Consider the following 22374-nt stretch of genomic DNA (forward strand, 5'->3'; position numbering starts at 1 on the left):
TCGTCTACGTACTCTGCGCCTCTGCGGTTAAATAAATGATTTTTAAACCGCAGAGGCACAGAGAGCACAGAGAGAATATAAGGAGTGACCTCTTAATTTATGGAGTTCCGACTGCACCAGAGTAAACCAACCCGCGTTGTACGTCCATCGTTAAAATGGCTCCATCGCGAATGACTTGTGTTGCATTTTTAACACCAACAATAACAGGAACGTTAAGACGCAAACAAATTACAGCTGCATGACTAGTGAGACTTTCATCTTCAGTAATAATTCCAGAGGCTTTCCGAATTGCATCAACGAAATCAGCACTAGTGCTAGGCGCAACCAAAATTTCTCCGTGGTTAAAATGACTAGCATCCATACCATTGTAAGCAACTCTTGCGCGACCGCTTACCGAACCTTGTCCCAATCCAATTCCCTGACCGAGGACTGCTGTGACAACTTCCACTTTAATCAAATCTGTGGAACCAGAAACCCCTTGAAGAGTTCCTGCACTCATGACTACCAAATCTCCCTCAGACAACAATCCCCTTTCTTGAGCAACATTCATAGCTGCTTGGAATGTCTGACCTGTGGAAGGGAGTTCTAACATCAACAACGGTTTAACTCCCCACACGAGCTGTAATTGCCGTGCCACATTGACATGAGGTGTCACTGCTAAAATTGGTGTTTGGGGACGAAATTTGGAGACGTTCCGCGCTGTTGCTCCTGTTTGTGTCAGAGTCATAATTGCTGCTGCACCTAGCTGTTCTGCAATTTGACCGACTGCTTGGCTGATAGCGTTGGGAATGGAACGCTTTGGATCTTTTAGTAAACTGGTGTTAGTATTTTGTGCTTCTTCTTGTTCGATCCGTTCGGCAATTCGCGCCATGGTAGCGACGGCTTCTACTGGAAACTTACCAACAGCAGTTTCGTTTGAGAGCATCACCGCATCCGTACCATCTAAAATCGCATTTGCCACATCTGATACTTCAGCACGAGTTGGACGGGGGTTACTCACCATGCTGTCCAACATTTGAGTGGCGGTGATAATGGGAATTCCTAAACGATTAGCAGTGGCAATCAACCGTTTTTGTAGTATTGGTACATCCTCAGCTGGCAATTCTACGCCCAAATCGCCTCTTGCTACCATTACGCCATCGCACAATGCTAGAACGGCTTCCATTTGTTCGATCGCTTCGTGCTTCTCTATTTTGGCAATAACTGGTACTTGCTTACCCGTGCTAGAAATCAGCTCTTTAATCTCAATCATATCTTGAGGATTGCGGACAAAGGAAAGAGCTACCCAATCAACGCCCTGGTCGAGACCAAAAATCAAATCCTCTCGGTCTTTTTCCGTCATTGCCTTGATGGAAAGGTAAACTCCTGGAAAGTTTACTCCTTTGTTGTTGGAAAGTATCCCACCGACTGTCACGCGACAGTATAAATCGCCTTTTTCGCGATTGATATCCTCTACAAGCATTTCTACTCGCCCGTCGTCTAGCAGAATTCTTGACCCGACTGGCACTTCATCTGCTAAGTATTCGTAGGTAACGCAACTTATATCTTGCATCCCCACAACTGGGCGATTCGTCAGAATAAAGCGATCGCCTTTTGCCAAGACTATAGATCCATTTTCAAACTTGCCTAAACGAATTTTCGGACCCTGTAAGTCTTGAAGGATAGCTACTGGTTTATTAAGTTCAAATGCGGTCTGTCGAATGAGGCGGATATTTCGCTGATGGTCGGCGTGAGTTCCGTGGGAAAAGTTGAGTCGCAACGTTGTTGCACCAGCTTCAATAATAGCTTTCAGCATTTCCGGGCTGCTGGTAGCAGGTCCGATTGTGGCGACAATTTTTGTACGGCGAAGGGAATCTTTTAGTTGCATAGGAGCTGGAACTTAGGGAGCTACTCTGGGAATCATCCTAAAGTTAGAATGCTTCTCTTGTCTGTCGCTACAGAACCAATCGTGAACGACTCGCTTGAAATCATACCCTTATTCTGCTGCTATTATGTGGAAACGATGATAAATTTTTTAGACAAAATTTACTTTCTGCAATTTTGCCTGTCAAAACTTAACTTTTATTCATGGAAAAGTGGCATGATCTAGATAATCGATCGACGAAAAAGGAGTTTAAGATGCTGACGTCGGAGGCACCAAAGCCACTGACAGTCCCCCCAAAGGATTTTCTAGCGCCTCCGGGCGCTCTCAACCCGACGCTGCTGATGTTTTTGGTAGCAGTGGCAATACTAGTGTTATCTAACTTTGGCTACTGGGTTTGGGAATGGCAACACTGGGTGTGCTTTACTGCTAACACTCTAGCTTTACATATGGCAGGCACAGTGATTCACGATGCCTGTCACCAATCTGCTCATCGCAATCGAGTCATGAATGCTATGTTAGGGCATGGCAGTGCTCTCATGCTAGCTTTCGCTTTCCCTGTTTTTACAAGAGTCCATTTGCAGCATCACGCCCACGTTAACGATCCAGATGACGATCCGGATCACTACGTCTCTACAGGTGGTCCTTTGTGGTTAATTGCTGTACGATTTTTATACCATGAAGTGTTTTTCTTCAAGCGGCAATTATGGCGTAAATACGAACTGCTCGAGTGGTTTATTAGCAGGGCAATTGTCATTGCGATGGTTTATATCTCAGTTCAATACCACTTTTTAGGATATATTCTCAATTTCTGGTTTATTCCTGCTTTTGTAGTGGGCATAGCACTAGGACTGTTTTTTGATTACTTACCCCATCGTCCTTTTACGGAACGCGATCGCTGGAAAAATGCTCGCGTTTACCCCAATCCCATTCTAAACGTTCTGATCGGGGGGCAGAACTATCATTTAATCCATCATTTATGGCCTTCCATTCCCTGGTATAATTACCAGCCCACTTATTACTTGATGAAGCCTCTCCTTGATGAAAAAGGCTGTTATCAATCAACAGGGTTGCTACAGAAAAAAGACTTTTTCGGATTTGTGTATGACATTTTTTTAGGTATTCGGTTTCATCACAGCAATTAGTTGGGATTGGGGATTGGCGATTAGGGATTGGAGATTGGAGATTAGGCATTAAGCATCGGGCATTAAGGGGGTTCATTCATTCTACCTTGTCCTCCTTGTCTACCTTATCCCCTAATCCCTAATCCCTATTCCCCATTGCCCCTTATCCCCATAGGGGGCCCCGAGTTCCCCAATCCCTAATCCCTACTCCCCACTCCCTCCAAAACAGGTAAAGACCAATCAGGGCGCAAACTCGCAGCGTGACGCAAATAGACATGATGAATTGGGGCAGAAGCAGGAAGATGAACGTGAACTAAAAAACGGATGCACCGTTCCAAACTACCCTCAACGTGCATCTGCTGGACATCCAACATTGGTACAATATCCCAGTACGGACGCTTTCTTGCGATCGCTGCCGGAAAAGTTGCATTCAAATCGCTTGTGACAGTAAATGTTACGCTAATGATATCTGTTGGATGTAATTGATTCCGTTTTTCAAGTTCATCAAGTATTTCCATCACTGCTTCTTGCATTGCTTCAACCGTATTTTCTGAAACAGTTGTTGCGCCGCGAATCGCCCGCATTCGCCACTCCACTTAGTTTTCCTCCTTAACTGGTTACTGGTTACTGGTCACTGGTCACTGTTTATTCATTGTCTCAGACAAACGACTAAGAACAAATGACAAATGACAACGGATTAATGACTATTTTTTCTTTATGGTCTATATAACCATAAAGGCAATCCGCTTGTAGACATTTCAAATTCAACCCAATCAATTCCAGCACTTAGCCCTGGTGAACCTTGAATACTTCCTTGTACGAGACGACTTAACAGAGGCTTGCGTTCTTCTAAAGTAAAAACAGGAGTTTTTTCAGGATCGAGACTAACAAGTTCACAAGCCCAACGGCGAGCATCTTCTTCTGTTCCCAATCGGTCTAGAACACCTAGCTCTAATGCTTGCTGTCCTGTAAAAATTCGACCATCTGCAAAACTTCTCACTGTTTCTACACCAAGAGAACGTGCATCAGCTACAGTTTGTACAAACTGCTGGTAACTTGTATCAATCAATTCTTGCAAAATGTTGTGTTCTGGTTCTGTCAGTTCTCTGTCAAAAGCCAAAATATCTTTGTAAGGTCCTGACTTTATTACCTTAAAGGAGACACCAATTTTTTGCAACAAGCGTTCCAAGTTGTTACCGCGCAATATCACACCAATGCTACCTGTAATCGTACCAGGATTCGCCATGATGTGCTCTGCTCCCATACCGATGTAAACCCCACCCGAAGCAGAAATGTTACCAAAACTAGCAACTATTTTCACTTTTGAGCGCAATCTTTTTAATGCACTGTATATTTCTTGGGAATCTCCTACCGTACCACCAGGGCTGTCAATTCGTAGCAGTAGTGCTGGAAATTTTCTTTCTTCTACTGTTTTCAGTGCTTCCAATACCCGCTTACGAGTAGCACTGGCAATTGCACCAGTAATTTCAATCCGAGCAATTTGTTTCTGGAATCTAGGTTTAAAAGGCCACACCATGAGCAGTTGAAAAACTCCTAACAGACTTAGATACTATATGCAAAGCACGCAGAATGCCTGCTTTTCTATGTTAAGAAAAACAAGCGGTTGTTGCGAATTTCACTTCTTGTAAAAATATTTTATATTTTCTTTAGATTTATTTGTAACTTTGTTTGTTAATATTTAACCAGAAAGTAACAAAAAGCTATACAAGTCTTCAAAGCTTAACTAACGGTAGATAAACAAAAAAAGTTACTACCGTAAAAAAACAGGAGCATGTAGGCAGAAGGCAGAAGAAAGAAAAGCCTAAAGCATTAGTGATTATTTATACGAGTGTTGATGGACAGATTTTAGCCGATACGCATTAAGTTTGAAAACCGAGAACATACCAGTAAAGCAAGGATTATCTGTATGTGGTAGGTGAAGTTAAGGTAAACCTGCTGTTGTAGAAGCTAGGATAGTGGAAGTTTGAAGTTGTATAAGGATATAGTCTTTAATAGGGAAACTATAGATTTAGCGTAAAATTTGACATCTGTAGTAGGCATAAATCTCAAATAGTGCTCCGACAACACTAAAGGTAGAACAGATAACAAAGAGACCGTAAAGAGGAGTGCCACTGCCAAAGATAGCAAGAAACTCCAAGATAGGATTGGCGATCGCATCAGTCACAGTTTGGAATCCGGGAATATAAGCTAGGAGAGAGACACTCAGCAGAAAGCCACCGATAATGAGCATAGGAGCAACGAAGCTGAAAATAATCGACACTAACAGAGAGCGGAGAAAGTTCGTAATAATGCTCATAAGGCAAGAAAGAAGTCATTGAGTGGTTAACAGAGTAATCCAATTGTCATTTTCTACAATAAGCGCGATCGCTCTGTTTCAGTCGAGAGTTCAAAAATCTTAAGTTTACATTAAAATACATACACAATTTTTCCAAGAGACGTCCTGCGATCCCCAAAGAGAAAATCTACAGCGATCCAAGTACAGATAGCATTTGACCGTAAACTCAGGTTCTCATTGAAATGAGACAGAGTATGAGCGACGCTTGAATTTTTGAAAAGAGCTTTAAACTTAGTTAAGTAAGTCGTCACAATTAGTAGTGAATTAGTCAAGATCGTCATTGGTCATTGGTGATTCGTCATTTGTAAGAATTTTAGCCTTTGTTACATTTGTTAATATAATGGCTTTTATTTTCCTTCCACTTACTTAATCTAGACCAATAGGTAGGGAGAGGGAGTGAGAGGATGAGGGAACACAGGTGATAACTAATACCCAATGACAAATGACCAATAACCAATGACAAATGACCAATGACAAATGACCAATGACATATCAAAATCCAGTTTAGGGACATGGAGTCAGCGATTGCTGGCTGCAACTTTCTTGAGTGGACAAGTCATGATTCACTTATTGAGAGGAAAAATCCATCGGCGCAATACCTTAGAGCAACTCGCAGCAGTTGGTCCCGATTCGCTGTTCATTGCCTTATTAACAGCTATTTTTGTTGGTGCAGTATTTACTATCCAGGTAGCAAGAGAGTTTATTACCTTTGGTGCTGGCAATGTTGTAGGTGGAGTTCTAGCTGTAGCGCTGACACGAGAACTCTCACCCGTGTTAACAGCAGTTATTATCGCAGGGCGAGTTGGTTCGGCATTTGCAGCAGAAATTGGAACAATGCGAGTTACCGAACAAATCGATGCTCTGATGATGCTAAAAACAGACCCGATTGATTATCTTGTTATACCTCGCGTACTGGCTTGTTGCATTATGCTGCCCATTCTCACACTTCTATCTTTAGTAACAGGGATGCTGGGAGGAATGGCGATCGCAACAAATGTATACAATCTTTCCGATACAGTTTTTCTAGACTCAGCGAGGAATTTTCTAAATACTTGGGATATTCTGAGTGCAATGGTGAAAGCATTTTGCTTCGGGGTTCTCATTGCTGTTATAGGATGTAACTGGGGATTAACAACAACAGGAGGAGCAAAAGGAGTAGGACAATCTACGACATCTGCTGTTGTGACTGCCTTACTGATTATATTTATTAGTAACTTCTTTCTTTCTTGGGTCATGTTCCAAGGATCTGGTAGTGCTTTAATGCAGGGGTTTTAGTCATTTGTCATTTGTTCTTCGTCCTTTGTCTTTGGGATAAAGAGCAATGACTGATGACTCATAACAAGATTCTAAAATACGGGTAAAATCTACAAGCCAAGTAGGAGTTTTAAGTATGGCTACTTCTTATACTTCCAACCCAGTATCAACCGTAGAACTCAAACCCAGTTACAATATACCTGTAGTGTTAGTTCTGGTAGCAATTCCACTGCTTTTCGTGCAGCTGTGGGTGGGTTTATTTGTGACACTGCTTGGCTTATTTCTCATGTTTCAGGCGGTAACAATACGCTTGAGGTTTACCGCTACCGACTTGGATATTTACAGAGGCGACAAATTAATTCGTAGCTTTCCCTATCGAGAATGGCTGAACTGGCGCATATTTTGGAATCGGGTTCCTATACTGTTTTATTTTAAAGAAATAAACAGCATTCACTTTTTGCCAATTATATTTGACCCCAAAACCCTAAAAGTTTGCTTAGAAGAACGCTGTCCGCGTAGTTAGCTTCAACAGCTATGCCGTCTCACATCATGCACGAAGGTTAGAGTAAAAGATGTCACTATGAGTTATATTTAACTTGGTACATAGTACCCAGGGATGTATATTGCAAAAAAGCGATTGCCTCGCGTCCTAAAAATTAAATTATTGCTATGAACCCAGAGGAATTTCAAACACCACAACCAACTGATGAGCCATTGATGACAAGCCAACAGCAAGAAATAAAATCTGAACAACCAGAAAAATCATCTGTGGAGTCGGTGGTAGAAATATCAGCGCAAAATACTCAAGTTGACACAGAACAAGATCGACCTGCTTCTGTTTTGCCTGTATCGGACGTAGAACCAACAGATGCGACAGATGCGACAGAAAAGTCAACGAATGAGGCAATGACGCAGTTAGAACAAGAAATTACCGCCCTGGAGTCAGATGTAAAATCAGAATCAGACAAGAGCGATCGAGAAGCAGAAGCAGCACAACGACTCCAAGAGTTGCAACGCCAAGAACAAGCACTCAGAAGAGAAATCTCTAGTTTACAAGCATCCCACAAAACCCTCCAATTGCAATTTGGGGAAACTCAAATGGCGATGTCACAATTGGTACAAGACGCTTTGTCTCAGTTAGAACAACGCAAACAGGCATTGCAAATTTCTGTAGAACAACTAGAACGGCGTCAAGAACGCATTCGTAATGAAATGCGGACGACTTTCGCGGGTTCTTCCCAAGATTTAGCAATTCGGGTACAAGGTTTTAAAGATTACCTGACAGGAAGCTTGCAGGACTTAGTCGCAGCAGCAGAACAAATGCAACTGGTGCCACAATCAAAACCAGAACCGGAAGTGCTTGAGGTAAGAGAGATAAGATCGGAAGTCAAGCCGAAGGAATCACAATCCATAACACCTCAATTTGCCCAACAGCAATTTCAGGACACGATTAAGCAAATTCGTCGTTTGATTGACCAGTACAGAACAAAACCAGATTACTACGGTCCGGCTTGGCAATTGCGTCGCACCTTTGAACCAATTCATGCAGAACGAGTCTCTAATTGGTTCTTTAACCAAGGGGGTCGAGGTGCTTTACGCACAATGGGCAGTCGGTTACAGAATATTTTGATTGCCTCAGCAGTTATTTCAATATTAAATAAGCTGTATGGCGATCGCGTTAGGACTTTAGTATTAGCAAATACACCAGAACGTCTAGGAGAATGGCGACGGGGTTTACAAGATTGCTTGGGAATAGGTCGTCCTGACTTTGGACCGGATAGGGGCGTGGTATTGTTTGAAACACCAGAGGCTTTAGCACAAAAAGCAGAGAGACTGGAAAAAGCCAATTTATTGCCCTTGATTATCATTGATGATTCGGAAGAGCAAATTAGTTTAGCATTGCTGCAATTTCCCCTATGGCTAGCTTTTGCTCCCGACCCTAAAATGATGAGAACTTATGATGATGATTTTTAATCAGTGACCAGTAACCAGTGACCAGTGACCAGTGATTTAATGACAAATGACAAATTATGATGACTTGGTTTAGTTTGTGTGGGGCGGTTTTGATTTTGGCTTATCTACTGGGTTCGATACCTACCGGATATACAGTGGCTAAGCTTCTTAAGGGGATTGATATTCGGGAAGTTGGTTCTGGATCGACTGGTGCAACCAATGTACTGAGAACTTTGGGGACAGGACCGGGCGCTTTTGTTTTACTTGTGGATTGTTTGAAGGGTGTCTTGGCAATCTTCCTGGTTTACTGGTTTTTTGACTTTGCTTCTAGTCAAAGCTTGGTTCCTTCAACAGTGGATATTCAATTATGGCAACCTTGGATGGTGACTTTGGCTGGTTTATTTGCTGTTTTGGGACATAGCAAATCTATATTTTTGGGTTTTAGTGGCGGTAAATCAGTTGCTACTAGTTTAGGGCTTTTGCTTTCTATGAATTGGATGGTTGGTTTGGCAACAGTTGGTGTGTTTGCTGTTGTTGTGGCAATATCTCGGATTGTTTCTTTAAGTTCTATTGCAGGTGCGATCGCTGTGCCTATTTTGATGGTAATTCTACATCAACCACTCCCCTACGTTTTATTTGGTGTTATTGGTGGTTTGTATGTTATTTTGCGCCACAGCAGCAATATTCAACGTTTGCTAGCAGGTACTGAACCAAAAATTGGGCAAAAGGCACAGGTTGAAGTAGAACCAACCGCGAACTCGGCTAGTTAACGCTCTTCTATCACTTTGGAGGGAGAATAATTGAGGCGAATAGAATTCGCTGCTATACAAACAAAGTCCGCCTACGCGGACTAACGTAAAAACAGAGTTTCAAATTTTCTTTGGGGACTTTTAAGAGTATTTTCCCCCCTTTTTAAGGGGGGCTAGGGGGGATCGCGATGGATCTTCTTGATATGAAACCAGATTTTGACACTATGACCAAAACTCTAACTCTGGAAAAGTAGGAGAAATAATGCGTTCTTCTCCCACGTAAGTCATAGCATCGTAAAAGCCTTCTACTAGGATGCATATTGTTATTACTTCTTGAATGGGATCGACAATCCAGTATTCGGGAATTCCAAGAACAGCATATTCCGAACGCTTACTTCAATAATCGGTAATTCGAGTAGATTCACTGACTACCTCGACTACAAGAATGGGCGGTGGTCCGTTAAGTTCGATAACTGCTTCCCGATTAGACAGCGCATCCCACTGTTCTACAGGTAAAACTACTACGTCTGGAACTCGTGAAGTGTCCCAGCGCCCCCCGCGAGGGGAGCGAATTCCGACGGAAAACTTTTGTGCAATCCAATTCCTTCCCATTTTGGCACTTTCATCATCGAACTTTCGTTCTAAAAACTTAGAGATTCCACCATGTTTGCCAGTTCCAAGACTCATGGGAATTAATTCTCCATCAACCAGTTCGTATTGAGTATCTGTGCCATCGTTATATTGCAGGTACTCTTCAAAAGTCAATTTTTTGATTGCGGCGGTCATTGCGATCGCACTCCTCATTGCTGTTATTTTTGCCAAACGACTAATATCACTCCACTAACAATTAAACCCAAGCCTACTAAACGTACAAGAGGAATTGATTCTTTGAATATGAAGTAACCTAACAAAACTGAGAAAACATAAACTAAAGATGCAGACGGACCTGCAATGCTCAAATTGACTCTAGTCAAAAGCAGTATGTAGGCTAGAGCACCTAAACCATAACAGCCTAGCCCTGCTAGTAATTCAGGTGTTGTAGCTATGCTGAGAATATGACTCACCGTGTTGGCTGAATTCACTTTTCCCAACTTAGCTGCACCTAACTTTAAAAAAAACTGCCCTGCGACACTAACTAAGACAGACGTTAATAGTAAACAAAATTCTTGCCAATTCATACAGTTTCATCAATTTATTCATTAAGAGCCGCTAGTCCAAGCGATGATAACTAAAATTTATATAATTTTCTCATGTTATAGCAATCGTATTTGATTTGTGAAATATACGTAGTAGGGTGGGCAATGCCCACCAACAGCAAACGTGCGGCGTAGCCCTACCTACAATACTTAAAATTTTTCACAAATCATTTATGATTCCTATATATCCCATCAGAGGCAATACAACTATTTACGTAAAATTTAGTCTAAGCTAGCTACAATAAAGATTTGGAGCATCGTGCATCCTTATATTATTATGCGTCTTCCTATCGTAGCTATTATTGGTCGCCCTAATGTGGGCAAATCTACCTTCGTCAATCGTTTGGCAGGAGAACAATCTGCTATTGTTCATGATGAACCGGGTGTAACTCGCGATCGCACTTACAGAGAAGCTTACTGGAACGGCCGCGACTTTTTAGTTGTAGACACGGGTGGTTTGGTATTTAATGACGACACGGAATTTTTACCGTTGATTCGCCAACAGGCAATGGCAGCTTTGCAAGAAGCAAGCGTTGCTATCTTTGTAGTGGATGGTCAGACGGGACCGACTCCCGCCGATGAAGAAATTGCTGAGTGGTTGCGCCAACAAACAGTTCCTGTCATCCTAGCTGTAAACAAATGTGAATCTCCAGAAACTGGCTTAATTCAAGCTGCTGAATTTTGGGAATTGGGATTGGGAGAACCTTTTGCTGTTTCTGCCATTCATGGAAGCGGAACGGGGGATTTACTTGATGTACTCGTAACCTATCTCCCCGACATTAAGGACATTCCCGCCCTTGAAGAAATTAAAGTGGCAATTGTGGGAAGACCAAATGTCGGCAAATCTAGTTTGTTGAATGCCTTTGTGGGAGAAGAAAGAGCGATCGTTAGCCCAATTTCAGGTACAACCCGCGATGCTATTGACACGGTTGTTGAGCGCAATGGCAAAACTTATCGCTTAATCGACACAGCCGGGATTCGCAAAAAGAAAAATGTGGAATACGGTCCAGAATTTTTTAGTATTAACCGTGCTTTCAAAGCGATTCGTCGCGCTGATGTGGTTTTATTGGTCATAGATGCTCTAGATGGAGTGACCGAACAAGACCAAAAGTTGGCTGGACGCATTATTGAAGATGGTCGAGCTTGTGTACTGGTTGTTAATAAATGGGATGCTGTAGAAAAAGACTCTTACACAATCTACGATTACCAGAAACATTTGGAAGAACGACTGCACTTTACTGAATGGGCAGAAATTATTTTTGTCAGTGCTTTGACTGGGCAAAGGGTTGAGAAGATTCTAGAATTGGTGGACAGGGCATCTGAATCGCACAAACGTCGCGTGAGTACAGCAGTTGTTAACGAAGTTTTGGAAGAAGCTGTTGGCAGACACACTCCACCTGTTTCTCGTGCTGGTCGTCAGGGTAGAATTTATTACGGAACTCAAGTCAGTACTCAGCCGCCTACAATAGCATTATTTGTTAACGAAGCTAAACGCTTTAATGACAACTACCGCCGTTACATTGAGCGACAATTTCGTCAGAATTTGGGTTTTCAAGGCACTCCCATTCGTATATTCTGGCGAAGTAAGAAAAGTCGTGATGTCGAAAGTACTAATGCAAATCGAGCGACACGAGTGTAACAATTGTCATTTGTCATTTGTTCTTTGTCCTTTGTACGTGACAAATGACAAATGACAAATGACAAATGACAAATGACAAATGACTAAAAAATGGATTTACTGCGATCGCTTCCTATTGGTCTTTATTTAGAACAACCACAAACTTGGCTGCACAAACTAGACCCGCGTGTTAAGTTTTTTTGGTTGATGAGTTTTCTCACAACTTATTTATATGCCAACAATTTTTGGCGCGTTCTGTTGGTGGTTATCTTGATTCTGGCAACTCTAATTGCTCGCATTCCCAGGCGGGTCTGGGGACAGCAAATGGGTTGGCTGTTAACTCTGTGCTTTTTTGTTCTTGTTATTTTATCTATTAGCCCTGATGGTTACAGCATAAATTACCATCCACGTTTGCCGTCTCAACAACAAACAGTGGCGAAAGAAGCCACTCCTTCTCCCTCAATAACACCTCTACCGGGAAGTACAAAACAAGAATATAACTATGTCTTATTTGATAGGGGACCTGTGAGAGTCACTCGCCATTCTGTAGATTTGGCTATACGTGTTAGTACAATGGTGTTTACATTAATTTATAGTACAAATTTATACTTATTAACAACTGCACCAGAGGAAATTACAGCAGCTATAGAAAATTTGATGCAACCACTGGAAAGGTTTAAAATACCCGTTACTGAACTCACTTTGACATTAACTTTGTCTTTGCGGTTTATTCCCCTTGTTTTGGAAGAGATTCAGAATTTGATTCGTTCTGTTATGACAAGGGCGATTAACTGGAAGAAGTTGGGGTTAAAAGGAGCAGTGAAAGTGTGGATGCTGGTTGCAGAAAGACTTTTGGAAAATTTGCTTCTCCGAGCAGAACAAATGGCGAATGCGATGATGGTACGAGGTTTTACTAGTCCTAGCGAACATCGGGTACAGTGGCATAACTTACGATTGGGAAGACGCGATTGGCTGGCGATCGTGTTTCTTATCCTATTTTGGGGAGTGCGTCTTGCTATTGGTACGGAAGTATAAACTATTCTTAGTAATTTTTGTATTACTGTTTACACAATCAAGCTTATAATCAAGATAATAAATCTTATTTGGAGTTGTATATCTACCTTAATATAACTCTGAATTGGGGTGCAGAAATCATAGTCTTTCTCTAAAACCAGACTACAGATTAAAAAAGATTTATAGTTGTGCTTTAGAGGATGTTTGCAAAGTAGTTGGCTGTCATTTTCATCACATTATTACCCCCCTTAGTCCCCCCGATGTATTGGTGGGAAATAAGAGAAATCCAGTTCCCTCCCCTTTCTAAGGGGAGGGTTAGGGTGGGGTAAAAAATATTTGATACATCAATCGTGACTTTTCAAAGATCCTCTTAGCGCCACAACTCAGGATGTGTAGAGTTGATTACAAGTAGAGAGAAAAGTTAGATGAGCGATTCTATAAAAAGCTTAGTTTTACAAAAACGTAACTTAGTATTTTTATTACCACTAACAATATATGGAATATGGATATTAATTATATATTTATATGGTGTAAATATTCCAATACTAGATCAGTGGATAGTACCCGGCGAACAAATAGAAAGCTTTTTTAACAATCAATTATCTTTTGCAACTCTTTATAAACAATATAATGAAAGTAGGAAGTTAATTCCAAACATACTATTTACTGAGCTTGCATGGGTTTTACAAGAATGGAATGTGAAATTAGAAATGATTGTGGGATTACATTTTGCTTTTCTCATGTCAATTCTCATATATTTATTGTTGTTATTCACAAATAAGAGTTTTTCTAAAAATATATTTATTCTAATATTTTATGATATTTTACTATTTTCTCCGTCCTCTTTTAGTAGATGGTTACGAGGTATCACTATACATAGACTTATTCCTGATGCTTGTTTAATCGCAAATGCATTAATTTTTAGATTAAAAATTAATCAATCTCTTAAAGTATGGCTATATTCCTTATTTTGTATAATATCACAATATTCTTTTTCTGGAGGAATTATTACATGGTTTATTTCACCATTTTTTATTATTTTCAATAATCAGCAGAATTTCAATCAAAAAGTCAAGAATATATGCTTATTTATATTATTATTTGTCATCTCAAATATCCTCTATTTTAGAGATTATGTTCATCCATCACATCATACAAAACTGAGTGAAATAGCTAAACATCCCTGGCAAGATACAATAACTTATTTTTTAGCCTTTTTGGGTAATATTTTGGGAGGAGATTATGAATTAAATGTATTTATAGGATTATTTTTATTGTTGACTTTCGTTTCATTACTAATCTTAAATTTAAAATTTCTTAAAGAAGAAATGATAGTATGGTTTGCTATAGGATTTTATACAATTGCATTAGGAATAGTAAACACTATTACTAGAGCACCAATGTCAAATCATGTAATTAACCACGCATTAAGACCTGATTATATTATTCACTTAGTCTATCTACCATTATCCATAATAGTAATTTTCTTATGTTTGCCTGAATATAATAATAAAAACAATCAAAATTTTAAAAATTTAGTTTTTTATATTTTAGGAATTATAAGTGCGTTTTATATTAGTAAAAATTATCCAATTAAAATTTTAAACGAATTACAAGGATGGTATTATCAATATAACTATTCCAAAAGTTGTATTCAGTTGGTTAATTTTTATCAAAATAATAATTGTATTAAGTTGTTATTTCCATTTGATGAACCTCCATATTCTTGGAGTTTAGATTTAGTAATTGCAAGATTTAAAAATTTAAGTGAATTAAATATTTTACGTCCTGGAATTGTTAAGAATATAAATATAGCAAGGGATGAGCGCGGTGAATGGGGTTATATAGATTACATACAAAAAGACCAAAACGGTTTTTTAAAAATTACTGGATGGGCTAAACTACCAATGAGAGTAGCAGATGCTGTAATATTAGCTTACCCTAATGAATCTAATAGTTTGATAGTGCTTGATATCCTATCTATAGGACAAGCAAGACCAGATGTTTCCAAGATATATGGTTTGAAATATACAAATTCAGGTTGGTCGGGTGATGTGGATTTAAAACGTAAAATTAATAACTTTCATAAATCTCATCTTCAAGCATATGCTTTTGATGCAAGAAAAAATCTTTTTTATCCTTTAAAAAACTTACATTAATTAATCCAAATAGTATCAGCAGAGGTTTTAGCAGTCCTAGGTGCATTGGGGACGATTCAACTTTATTACGATTGGAAAGACGAGATCGCCAGCCAATCCCGTTTCTTATCCTATTTTGGGGAGTGCGATTGGCAATAGGAACAGATGTATAATTTATTCTTATATCAAGAAGGTTGTATTGCTGTTTGCAGCAGTGGTATTTTCATAAGGATAATAAATCTTATTCAGGGTTGTGCGTCTAAATTAGTACAGCACTATTTTTTGTTGTGGATACAGTAATCCGTAACACAAGTCAACTAAAGTACAATAAGTTACTTGTGAGATGGCGCGATCGCTTTGGATGAGACCGAAGCCACTAGATTTGAAGCAAAAGAGCTACAGAGAATCGCTTTACAAGGATCTAACCTTTTCTAACAGGTCAAGATGCCAGATCGACACCGTTTGTATAAATTTCTATAGTTTGTAAGTCAAAGGTTTCGGTCAACAATACAGTTAATCGAGGGATTGTTGTTCATTAGCAAAACTGTTGGAGCTGGAATTATGACAGACAATATTTTAACGGAAAGCTTTATAGGTAGTGATGTTACTCAAAAGACTTGGATATTTGGTCACACTGGAAACTCTCTTGACCCCTTCCTGACTGCTCGTAGCGGACCCGCACCCGTTGGAGGTTTGCCTGGAGGAACAACAGCAATTGACCCGGAAGGTAGTGGTGCTTTCAGACTGACAAATAATCAGGAGTCACAGAGTACTTTTGTCATTTACAACCAGCCCATCAACAGAGCTAGCGGTCTTTCCATTAACTTTGACCTCTACTCCTATGGGGGAACAGGTGCAGATGGAATTAGTTTCTTTTTGATCGATGGAAGTGCAAACCCAACGACGGCGGGCGCATCTGGAGGTTCGCTGGGTTATTCTTCTAGTAATAACTCGACTGGAGATGGCTTAGTTGGAGGTTATATTGGTATTGCCTTTGATGAGTTTGGGAACTTCTCTGTTCCAGGATATGGTTCGGGAGGTTCGGGTTTCTCTCCAGATTCTGTTGCTATTAGAGGTAGTCAAGCAACAAATTACAAATATTTGACAGGAGCTACAGTACCAGAAGGAACTAGTATTGATAACACTAGTAATGGCGCAACTCGCAGTAATTCCAAACGCAACGTTCAGATTGACCTGACTCCAGAAGGGTTAGTGTCGGTTCAGGTAGATCTGAACAATAATAATGTTTTTGATGCAAATGAAAAACTGATTACTAATTTTGATGTCACTGCTTCATCAGCAAACAATGCTCCTTTACCGCAAACCTTTAAATTTGGGTTTTCATCTGGAACGGGAGGCTTAACCAATATTCACGAAATTAACAACTTTAAAACCAATACACTCACGGGTTCATACATTCCTTTGGTAAATATTGCAAATACCAATGTGAATACTGTGCCTGAAAATGGGAACTTAACTATAACCGCTCAACTCGATCGCCCAACTTCAAGTGCAGTGACTGTACCTCTGACTTTAGCAGGTACAGCAACTAACGGTGTTGATTACAATATTCCTACTTCTATTACTTTTGCACCCAATCAGCAAACGGCTAGCGTTACCCTGACACCTGTAGATAATACGGGACTTGCACCTAATAAAACGGTTGCGATCGCATTAGGGACACCAACTAACGCTCAACTCAGCCCTCAGAACAATAACTTTACCGTCACAATTCTTGATAATGACGACCCCACATTACAAGAGTCTTTCAATTTTGAAAACCAGCTCCGCGTTTTGGTCAATCGTGGCAATAACCTAGTTAACTTGTTATATGATAACCAGTACTATTTAAATAATAATCCTGATGTAGCGACAGCCGTTGCTAACGGTCAATTCAGTAGTGGTTTGCAACACTTCCAGCAGTTTGGACAGTTTGAAGGTCGCGACCCCAGTATCATATTTAGTAACAACTTGTACTTACGTGAGAATCCAGATGTTGCAGCAGCTGTAGCTAATCGGCAATTTCGCAGTGGTTTTGAGCATTTCGTCAATTTTGGGTTTAAGTTCTACGAGCATCGAGATTTGAGAATGCTATCCTTTGACGAAGGTTACTACTTAGCTCAAAATCAAGATGTGTTTGCAGCAGTCAAAGCAGGACAATTCGATAGTGGGTTTGAACACTACTTGTTGTTTGGACAAAAAGAAAGACGAAATCCCAGTCGTGAGTTTAATGAAGCTTACTACTTAGCTAATAACCCAGATGTGAATAGTGCTGTCACTCAAAGTACATTTCAAAGTGGGTTCGATCATTACATTCGCTTTGGAATATATGAAGGGCGAAATCCGATCGGGACTTTTAACAACAGCCAATATCTGTCCTCAAACTCAGATGTAGCGACATTAGTCACACAAGGTAACTTCTTAAGAAGTGGAACAGAGCATGCCGTGCGAAATGGAAAATATGAAGGACGAGCGTTCCTACCACAAGTCTTTGACGAACAGTATTATTTGACGCAATACCCAGATGTGGCTAATGCTGTTGCTCAAGACACATTGACAGGCGGATTGGATCACTACACTCTATTTGGATTCAAAGAGGGTCGTCGCCCAAGTACTTCTTACGATGAAAACTTCTATTTGACTAGGTACTCTGATGTAGGTAGCGCAATTGTTCGAGGGGAATTCAATAATGGGTTTGAACATTTCATTCTGTTTGGCAGAGCTGAAAATCGATTAGGAGTTGGTTAATCGGTGCGGATTATGAGCAGCTGCTAGTCTCAGCTGCTTTTTTTAAGGGCTAAGATGCTCAAAAAGTCCCCCTTTTTAAAGGGGATTTAGGGGGATCTGGAAAATTAGGAGGCTAGACGAGTAGTTTGAAAACACGCCCTAGGGTGGGGTAAAAAATATTTGCTACATCAATGAAAAGTTTTACCAAGCTTACCTTTGAAACCATGAAAAGTTCCTAATAAGCAAGCCCAGATTTTTACTGACCTCTGTTCAGAATCATATATCAAGATAAACGCTAGAGTACGGATTAGAAATTTTAAGCGTCGCAGACAGCTTGTTAATTTGTACCATCCTTGCGCGTAGTGTCTGGAGAGATATGTATGATTTCGGCAAATATAGTAGTGGCGAAGAGCAGAGTATTGTTGTACAAAAATCTCTTTATTAAGAAATTTAACTCTTAAGGGCTGACCGAAGTTGTGGTACATAATTGCGCTAGGGACAATTAAATTCTTAAAACCTTTTTGTCTAAAACGCAATCCATAATCAAGGTCAATACCATCAATGAATAAGTCACCTCTAGGAGGCGAAATGGTTTTTGTAACATTTAAAGAAATTAGAGAACCAGAGGTGATAGGTGCATCACACTCATAAAAGCGAACTTTGCTATTATGCTTACAAGCAGCAAAGCGATCGCAATTATATACAACACCCTCTACAACTTCATTGGTTCTTTTGTCTACAGGAGTAGGAGCGATAATTCCAATTTTATAAATATCGCTAACTAGTTCCTCATATGTTTTCAAGAGAATATCAAGACAGTTAGGAGTGGGTATGCTATCTTGATCGAATGTCCACAAAAAGTCGTACCCTTGACTATTAGCCCACTCCATTGCTATCCTCAAACCCTCGCCAATACCAATATTATCTGAGTGATAACTTACTACTATTGAACTGTCAGTATTTTTTAGTAGTGAAACAGGCGAATTGTCTAAAACAAAGATAGCACTAACCTTGTAAGTTTGTTGACGAATTGCCTGAATACACTGATTAACAGCTGAATAATCTTGGTAGGCAGTAATGTAAGCTGCTACTCTGTTCTTATTCAAAATGACCTATTTTTTAGCCCAGCTAGGTGGTAATTTTTTAGAAACTTCAATATCCTTAAATTCTACTGGAACTGCTGGACCATTAGACTTTACCCATTCTGCCATTCGCTGAATACCTGTTTTCAGATCGATAGGTGCGGGAGGATTAAAGACATTACGAACTTTAGTGTGATCGGAATAAGCATGTACGACTTCATTGCGTGCATCTAAATGCTTAATCTGAAGGGGTTTGTCAAACGCCTCGGCAATTTCTTCTGCTAACTGAAGTATTGTATAGGGCGTGTCAGCACCAACGTTAAACACCTGATTAATTGCTTCAGGTACAAGGGGACTACGAGTAATCAAAGGTGCTACATCGTCCACATGAGAGAAAGCGCGTGTTTGCATACCGTCACCAAAGACAGACATCGGTTGGTCTTGCAAAACCTGATTCATAAAGATTCCAATAACATTACGATATTTATCAGCAATGTTTTGCCGTTCACCATAAACATTGTGAGGACGGAAGATTATATAATTTAGACCAAACATTTCATGAGCTGCTTTCAAATCTAGTTCTACAGCATACTTAGAAATGCCGTAAGGATCTTCGGGTTGTGGAACCAATTCCTCAGTCATAGGAAGTTGGTTAGCACCGTAAACAGCTATTGAAGATGTAAACACAAAACACTTAACATCATTTTTGACTGACTCATTAATTAAATTGACAGAAGCTATTAAATTGGTTTCATAGTTATAACGCCGGATGAAATGAGAAAGCCCTTCAGCTGCATAGGCTGCTATATGATAAACGTAATCAAAGGGACCGTACTCCCAAAGTGAGGTTACAAAACTTGGATCTTTTAAGTCACCTTCAATCCATTTACTGCTATTAGAAACATTCTCTATAAATCCACCTGATAAGTCATCTGTTGCTACAACTTCCATGCCCAGAGAAAGGCAGCGATCGACAACGTGTGAACCAATGAATCCTGCTGCGCCTGTTACTAATGCTCTCATTTTTCTTGCCCTCTTATCTCCACTCTAATGCTCTAATATACATTCTTTACATTTTCTATTTACAAGACTGTTCCTCCGTCATCTAATTAACAACATTCGTTTTCCTCAAAATTACAATAAACTCAAAACCATTTTTCTGAAATAGTTCAAGCTCAAAAGAAAAACCAAGATTTTCTTTACAATATAAAATAACTTGCAAAAAATCCTTATCAGTCCAAACATGATAATGGATACTATATTTAACATTAATTAAATGTTGAACATGAGTTGCAACTTCCTCTTCAGAAACTTTGTTTACCAACCGAGCAAATTCCTCAAAATGAGAGTACATTGACCACGCTGGTCCTTCTCTATAATCCCGAAGCACGTGTTCTAGAGGAGTTATAGGACGGTCTCGATCGAAGATACATCTTTTGTCAGGTACAGCTATATACAGGATACCATCCTGTTTAAGAACTCTCAGGTGATGCTCAATTGTGCCAATTGGATTTTCACAGTGTTCAATCATGTGATTAGCAATCACAAAATCGACTGAACTGTCAGGTATAGATAACAAAGATTCACCATCATCAAGGATGTCTGGTTCTACAAATTCATAATCTGAGAGTTCTGGATATAATTTTTTCAACTCATCTACAGGCATTCGATCTATATAGCGAACTGTAGCGTGAGAAGGAATCTCAAGTGGCTGATGAAGTGGACCAATTTCAATCCCATTTCCCTTAAGATATTGCTCAGCTATCCTTTTACGTAACACACAAAAATGAGAAGGTTCTTTTAACTGTGCCAACTCTGTCTGAGTGTTTTGCAACTGAGACTTGGATTTTGCCAACTCTGCCTGAGTGTCTTGCAACTGAGACTTTAAGTGTACCAAATCTGCTTGAGATGCGAGACCTAATCGATCTCTCACAACTATTGGTATGCGTTTTATTTTTTTTAATTCCTTCTTTAACATCATAATTTTCTCCCATTATTAGACGATTTCCACGTGTGTTATTTTTTTCTGGATTCAACTATACGAGAAATCAGACGTTTTGCGCGGTTACGCATGGTACGAGGTAGCATTTTTTTGACTTGATTGATAACCCGAACGGTGAATTCCGTAGATTCTGGTTGTTGTAAAATAGGGCGATCGCTCCAACGAGCCGCTCGAAATGGTTGTTGACAGTATACATCTAACGGAGCGATTGTTACATTCCATGTGAGTCGCTCTCGAACCAACTGTTGAGCGTTCCTGCCTTTACAGCGCACCTGTTCTGGATTATTCATAATTTCTCGTACAACTTGGCGAATTTGTGCTTCATTAGTTGGATCTACAATCCAACCAGCGTCATATTCTGCAATATACTCCGCCAACTCTGCATAATTGTTGTAAACGACGGGTAATCCACACCATAAGTACTCAACTGTACGCGAAGTAAAAGCCATCTCGCGTTCTGGATTCCGGGACATGACATCCCATGCAACACTAGCTTTTGTATATTCATTGATAAGTTGGTCTCTTGGCGTTGGAGGGTAAAAGCGTACATGGCTTGAACCCCTAAGTTGTTGGCTAAGCTTTTCAAAACGGTCAGAAGGTAGATCCATCCAAGGATGCTTGCCTCCAAAAAACCGTAGTTCTCCACTATTAGCAGCTTCTAATTCATCAGTCAACACTGAAAGCCCTAGTGTCGGATCTTGCCAAGGCAGAAAAACTCCACCGTAGACAAAGACTGGGTTTTCAGGCAAGCAAGAGCGCTCGGGCAGGTCTGGAGACAGGGAGAATGGAATGACAGAAATGGGGAACTCATGCAGGTCTAGCCCTGCTACCAACAACCAAGCAAGGTAGTAGTACATTTGTTTAGTTCCAGCACATGTGAAGTAATCAGCACGCGATAGACACGCTAACTTTATACCAACTATTTGCTCAACGTATTCTGGTTGGCGGAAATGAGTTTCTAACAATAGTGGACCGTGAAAATCAACCACTACGTGACCCCTTGGTGGTGCCTTTAAGGCATTTAACATTGGCCAATGTTGAAATAGCAAGATGTCTGGATCCATCTTGCTAACCAATTCATCTAATGTCTCTGGCTCAAATAGATGAACTTCTGTTCCTTTGTATTGACATGCCTCGGCAACCTCCCGCGACATGGCAAACTCTACGTTATGTCCACAACTGCGTAAACCTTGTCCCAAACCCCATGCCCGTAAAGCAGCACCTGTAGTTGGCTGCCCTTCAAGGGGTAAGATGTCAGGGGTAATTACCAACACACGTGCCATTAGAAGTTACACCTATT

At 40.2% G+C, this 22374-nt stretch carries 18 protein-coding genes and 1 pseudogene; 9 read left to right on the forward strand and 10 right to left on the reverse strand.

Features of this window, described 5'->3' with window-relative positions; translation table 11 throughout:
* Positions 1 to 97: 97 nt before the first annotated feature.
* Positions 98 to 1867 carry a pyruvate kinase gene (pyk, locus tag ACKTT2_RS21115; RefSeq protein WP_407890407.1) on the reverse strand — a complete coding sequence of 590 codons (1770 nt, stop codon included), beginning with the start codon at positions 1865 to 1867 and terminating at the stop codon, positions 98 to 100.
* Between the two features lie 251 nt (positions 1868 to 2118).
* Between pyk and crtR the strand changes: the two genes are divergently transcribed.
* Complete coding sequence (gene crtR, locus ACKTT2_RS21120) at positions 2119 to 3006, forward strand: beta-carotene hydroxylase (RefSeq protein ID WP_407890408.1); 888 nt, start codon at positions 2119 to 2121, stop codon at positions 3004 to 3006.
* 176 nt (positions 3007 to 3182) lie between these two features.
* On the opposite strand, the gene aroH is transcribed toward crtR, so the two are convergent.
* The 3 genes from aroH to ACKTT2_RS21135 form a co-directional block, all read right to left on the reverse strand.
* A complete protein-coding gene (gene aroH, locus ACKTT2_RS21125; RefSeq protein ID WP_407890449.1) occupies positions 3183 to 3569 on the reverse strand; it encodes a chorismate mutase in 387 nt (128 codons plus the stop codon).
* Between the two features lie 131 nt (positions 3570 to 3700).
* Positions 3701 to 4522 carry a signal peptide peptidase SppA gene (gene sppA, locus ACKTT2_RS21130; RefSeq protein WP_407890409.1) on the reverse strand — a complete coding sequence of 274 codons (822 nt, stop codon included), beginning with the start codon at positions 4520 to 4522 and terminating at the stop codon, positions 3701 to 3703.
* 492 nt (positions 4523 to 5014) lie between these two features.
* Positions 5015 to 5302 (reverse strand): hypothetical protein, encoded by a 288-nt coding sequence (locus ACKTT2_RS21135; protein WP_407890410.1) that lies wholly within the window; start codon positions 5300 to 5302, stop codon positions 5015 to 5017.
* 516 nt (positions 5303 to 5818) lie between these two features.
* Between ACKTT2_RS21135 and ACKTT2_RS21140 the strand changes: the two genes are divergently transcribed.
* The 4 genes from ACKTT2_RS21140 to plsY all read left to right on the forward strand — a co-directional run bounded on the left by ACKTT2_RS21140 (position 5819) and on the right by plsY (position 9318).
* Positions 5819 to 6616, forward strand: a complete 798-nt coding sequence (locus ACKTT2_RS21140; RefSeq protein WP_407890411.1) for an MlaE family lipid ABC transporter permease subunit — start codon at positions 5819 to 5821, stop codon at positions 6614 to 6616.
* Positions 6617 to 6731: 115 nt separating this feature from the next.
* Complete coding sequence (locus tag ACKTT2_RS21145; RefSeq protein WP_407890412.1) at positions 6732 to 7118, forward strand: DUF3119 family protein; 387 nt, start codon at positions 6732 to 6734, stop codon at positions 7116 to 7118.
* 146 nt (positions 7119 to 7264) lie between these two features.
* A complete protein-coding gene (locus ACKTT2_RS21150) occupies positions 7265 to 8569 on the forward strand; it encodes a DUF3086 domain-containing protein (RefSeq protein WP_407890413.1) in 1305 nt (434 codons plus the stop codon).
* 56 nt (positions 8570 to 8625) lie between these two features.
* Positions 8626 to 9318, forward strand: coding sequence for a glycerol-3-phosphate 1-O-acyltransferase PlsY (gene plsY, locus ACKTT2_RS21155; RefSeq protein ID WP_407890414.1), 693 nt, complete (start codon positions 8626 to 8628; stop codon positions 9316 to 9318).
* Between the two features lie 201 nt (positions 9319 to 9519).
* On the opposite strand, the pseudogene ACKTT2_RS21160 reads toward plsY, so the two are convergent.
* Together ACKTT2_RS21160 and ACKTT2_RS21165 are read right to left on the reverse strand one after the other, a co-directional pair.
* A pseudogene (locus ACKTT2_RS21160) lies at positions 9520 to 10101 on the reverse strand (Uma2 family endonuclease).
* A 5-nt stretch (positions 10102 to 10106) separates the two neighbouring features.
* Complete coding sequence (locus ACKTT2_RS21165; protein ID WP_407890415.1) at positions 10107 to 10475, reverse strand: EamA family transporter; 369 nt, start codon at positions 10473 to 10475, stop codon at positions 10107 to 10109.
* A gap of 295 nt (positions 10476 to 10770) precedes the next feature.
* Here ACKTT2_RS21165 and der point away from each other — a divergent pair, with 295 nt between their 5' ends.
* The 4 genes from der (at position 10771) to ACKTT2_RS21185 (ending at position 18011) form a co-directional block, all read left to right on the forward strand.
* The gene (gene der / locus ACKTT2_RS21170) at positions 10771 to 12132 is read left to right on the forward strand and encodes a ribosome biogenesis GTPase Der (RefSeq protein ID WP_407890416.1); all 1362 of its coding nucleotides are present in this window, start codon (positions 10771 to 10773) and stop codon (positions 12130 to 12132) included.
* A gap of 90 nt (positions 12133 to 12222) precedes the next feature.
* Complete coding sequence (locus ACKTT2_RS21175; protein ID WP_407890417.1) at positions 12223 to 13146, forward strand: energy-coupling factor transporter transmembrane component T family protein; 924 nt, start codon at positions 12223 to 12225, stop codon at positions 13144 to 13146.
* Between the two features lie 404 nt (positions 13147 to 13550).
* Positions 13551 to 15284 carry a hypothetical protein gene (locus tag ACKTT2_RS21180; RefSeq protein ID WP_407890418.1) on the forward strand — a complete coding sequence of 578 codons (1734 nt, stop codon included), beginning with the start codon at positions 13551 to 13553 and terminating at the stop codon, positions 15282 to 15284.
* Between the two features lie 540 nt (positions 15285 to 15824).
* The gene (locus tag ACKTT2_RS21185; protein ID WP_407890419.1) at positions 15825 to 18011 is read left to right on the forward strand and encodes a hypothetical protein; all 2187 of its coding nucleotides are present in this window, start codon (positions 15825 to 15827) and stop codon (positions 18009 to 18011) included.
* 167 nt (positions 18012 to 18178) lie between these two features.
* Here the strand turns inward: ACKTT2_RS21185 and ACKTT2_RS21190 are convergent, their stop codons facing one another.
* The 4 genes from ACKTT2_RS21190 to ACKTT2_RS21205 all read right to left on the reverse strand — a co-directional run bounded on the left by ACKTT2_RS21190 (position 18179) and on the right by ACKTT2_RS21205 (position 22357).
* Entirely contained in the window at positions 18179 to 19096 is a 918-nt protein-coding gene (locus tag ACKTT2_RS21190; protein WP_407890420.1) for a glycosyltransferase family 2 protein, read from the reverse strand.
* Between the two features lie 6 nt (positions 19097 to 19102).
* Positions 19103 to 20095, reverse strand: coding sequence for an NAD-dependent epimerase/dehydratase family protein (locus ACKTT2_RS21195; protein ID WP_407890421.1), 993 nt, complete (start codon positions 20093 to 20095; stop codon positions 19103 to 19105).
* 82 nt (positions 20096 to 20177) lie between these two features.
* A complete protein-coding gene (locus tag ACKTT2_RS21200) occupies positions 20178 to 21053 on the reverse strand; it encodes a methyltransferase domain-containing protein (RefSeq protein ID WP_407890422.1) in 876 nt (291 codons plus the stop codon).
* A 35-nt stretch (positions 21054 to 21088) separates the two neighbouring features.
* A complete protein-coding gene (locus ACKTT2_RS21205) occupies positions 21089 to 22357 on the reverse strand; it encodes a glycosyltransferase family 4 protein (RefSeq protein ID WP_407890423.1) in 1269 nt (422 codons plus the stop codon).
* Positions 22358 to 22374 lie beyond the last annotated feature (17 nt).

Source organism: Scytonema hankhaensis NUACC26 (assembly GCF_045865695.1).
In the GTDB taxonomy this organism is placed as follows: domain Bacteria; phylum Cyanobacteriota; class Cyanobacteriia; order Cyanobacteriales; family Nostocaceae; genus Scytonema.

What these genes read in the sequence shown, in the direction of transcription:
- crtR (WP_407890408.1), top strand. Translation starts at nt 2,119, where the DNA reads ATGCTGACGTCGGAGGCACCAAAGCCACTGACAGTCCCCCCAAAGGAT.
- ACKTT2_RS21175 (WP_407890417.1), top strand. Translation starts at nt 12,223, where the DNA reads ATGGATTTACTGCGATCGCTTCCTATTGGTCTTTATTTAGAACAACCA.
- ACKTT2_RS21195 (WP_407890421.1), bottom strand. Translation starts at nt 20,095, where the DNA reads ATGAGAGCATTAGTAACAGGCGCAGCAGGATTCATTGGTTCACACGTT.
- pyk (WP_407890407.1), bottom strand. Translation starts at nt 1,867, where the DNA reads ATGCAACTAAAAGATTCCCTTCGCCGTACAAAAATTGTCGCCACAATC.
- der (WP_407890416.1), top strand. Translation starts at nt 10,771, where the DNA reads ATGCGTCTTCCTATCGTAGCTATTATTGGTCGCCCTAATGTGGGCAAA.
- plsY (WP_407890414.1), top strand. Translation starts at nt 8,626, where the DNA reads ATGATGACTTGGTTTAGTTTGTGTGGGGCGGTTTTGATTTTGGCTTAT.
- ACKTT2_RS21135 (WP_407890410.1), bottom strand. Translation starts at nt 5,302, where the DNA reads ATGAGCATTATTACGAACTTTCTCCGCTCTCTGTTAGTGTCGATTATT.
- ACKTT2_RS21185 (WP_407890419.1), top strand. Translation starts at nt 15,825, where the DNA reads ATGACAGACAATATTTTAACGGAAAGCTTTATAGGTAGTGATGTTACT.
- ACKTT2_RS21145 (WP_407890412.1), top strand. Translation starts at nt 6,732, where the DNA reads ATGGCTACTTCTTATACTTCCAACCCAGTATCAACCGTAGAACTCAAA.
- ACKTT2_RS21205 (WP_407890423.1), bottom strand. Translation starts at nt 22,357, where the DNA reads ATGGCACGTGTGTTGGTAATTACCCCTGACATCTTACCCCTTGAAGGG.
- aroH (WP_407890449.1), bottom strand. Translation starts at nt 3,569, where the DNA reads ATGCGGGCGATTCGCGGCGCAACAACTGTTTCAGAAAATACGGTTGAA.
- ACKTT2_RS21165 (WP_407890415.1), bottom strand. Translation starts at nt 10,475, where the DNA reads ATGAATTGGCAAGAATTTTGTTTACTATTAACGTCTGTCTTAGTTAGT.
- ACKTT2_RS21150 (WP_407890413.1), top strand. Translation starts at nt 7,265, where the DNA reads ATGAACCCAGAGGAATTTCAAACACCACAACCAACTGATGAGCCATTG.
- sppA (WP_407890409.1), bottom strand. Translation starts at nt 4,522, where the DNA reads ATGGTGTGGCCTTTTAAACCTAGATTCCAGAAACAAATTGCTCGGATT.
- ACKTT2_RS21200 (WP_407890422.1), bottom strand. Translation starts at nt 21,053, where the DNA reads ATGATGTTAAAGAAGGAATTAAAAAAAATAAAACGCATACCAATAGTT.
- ACKTT2_RS21140 (WP_407890411.1), top strand. Translation starts at nt 5,819, where the DNA reads ATGACCAATGACATATCAAAATCCAGTTTAGGGACATGGAGTCAGCGA.
- ACKTT2_RS21180 (WP_407890418.1), top strand. Translation starts at nt 13,551, where the DNA reads ATGAGCGATTCTATAAAAAGCTTAGTTTTACAAAAACGTAACTTAGTA.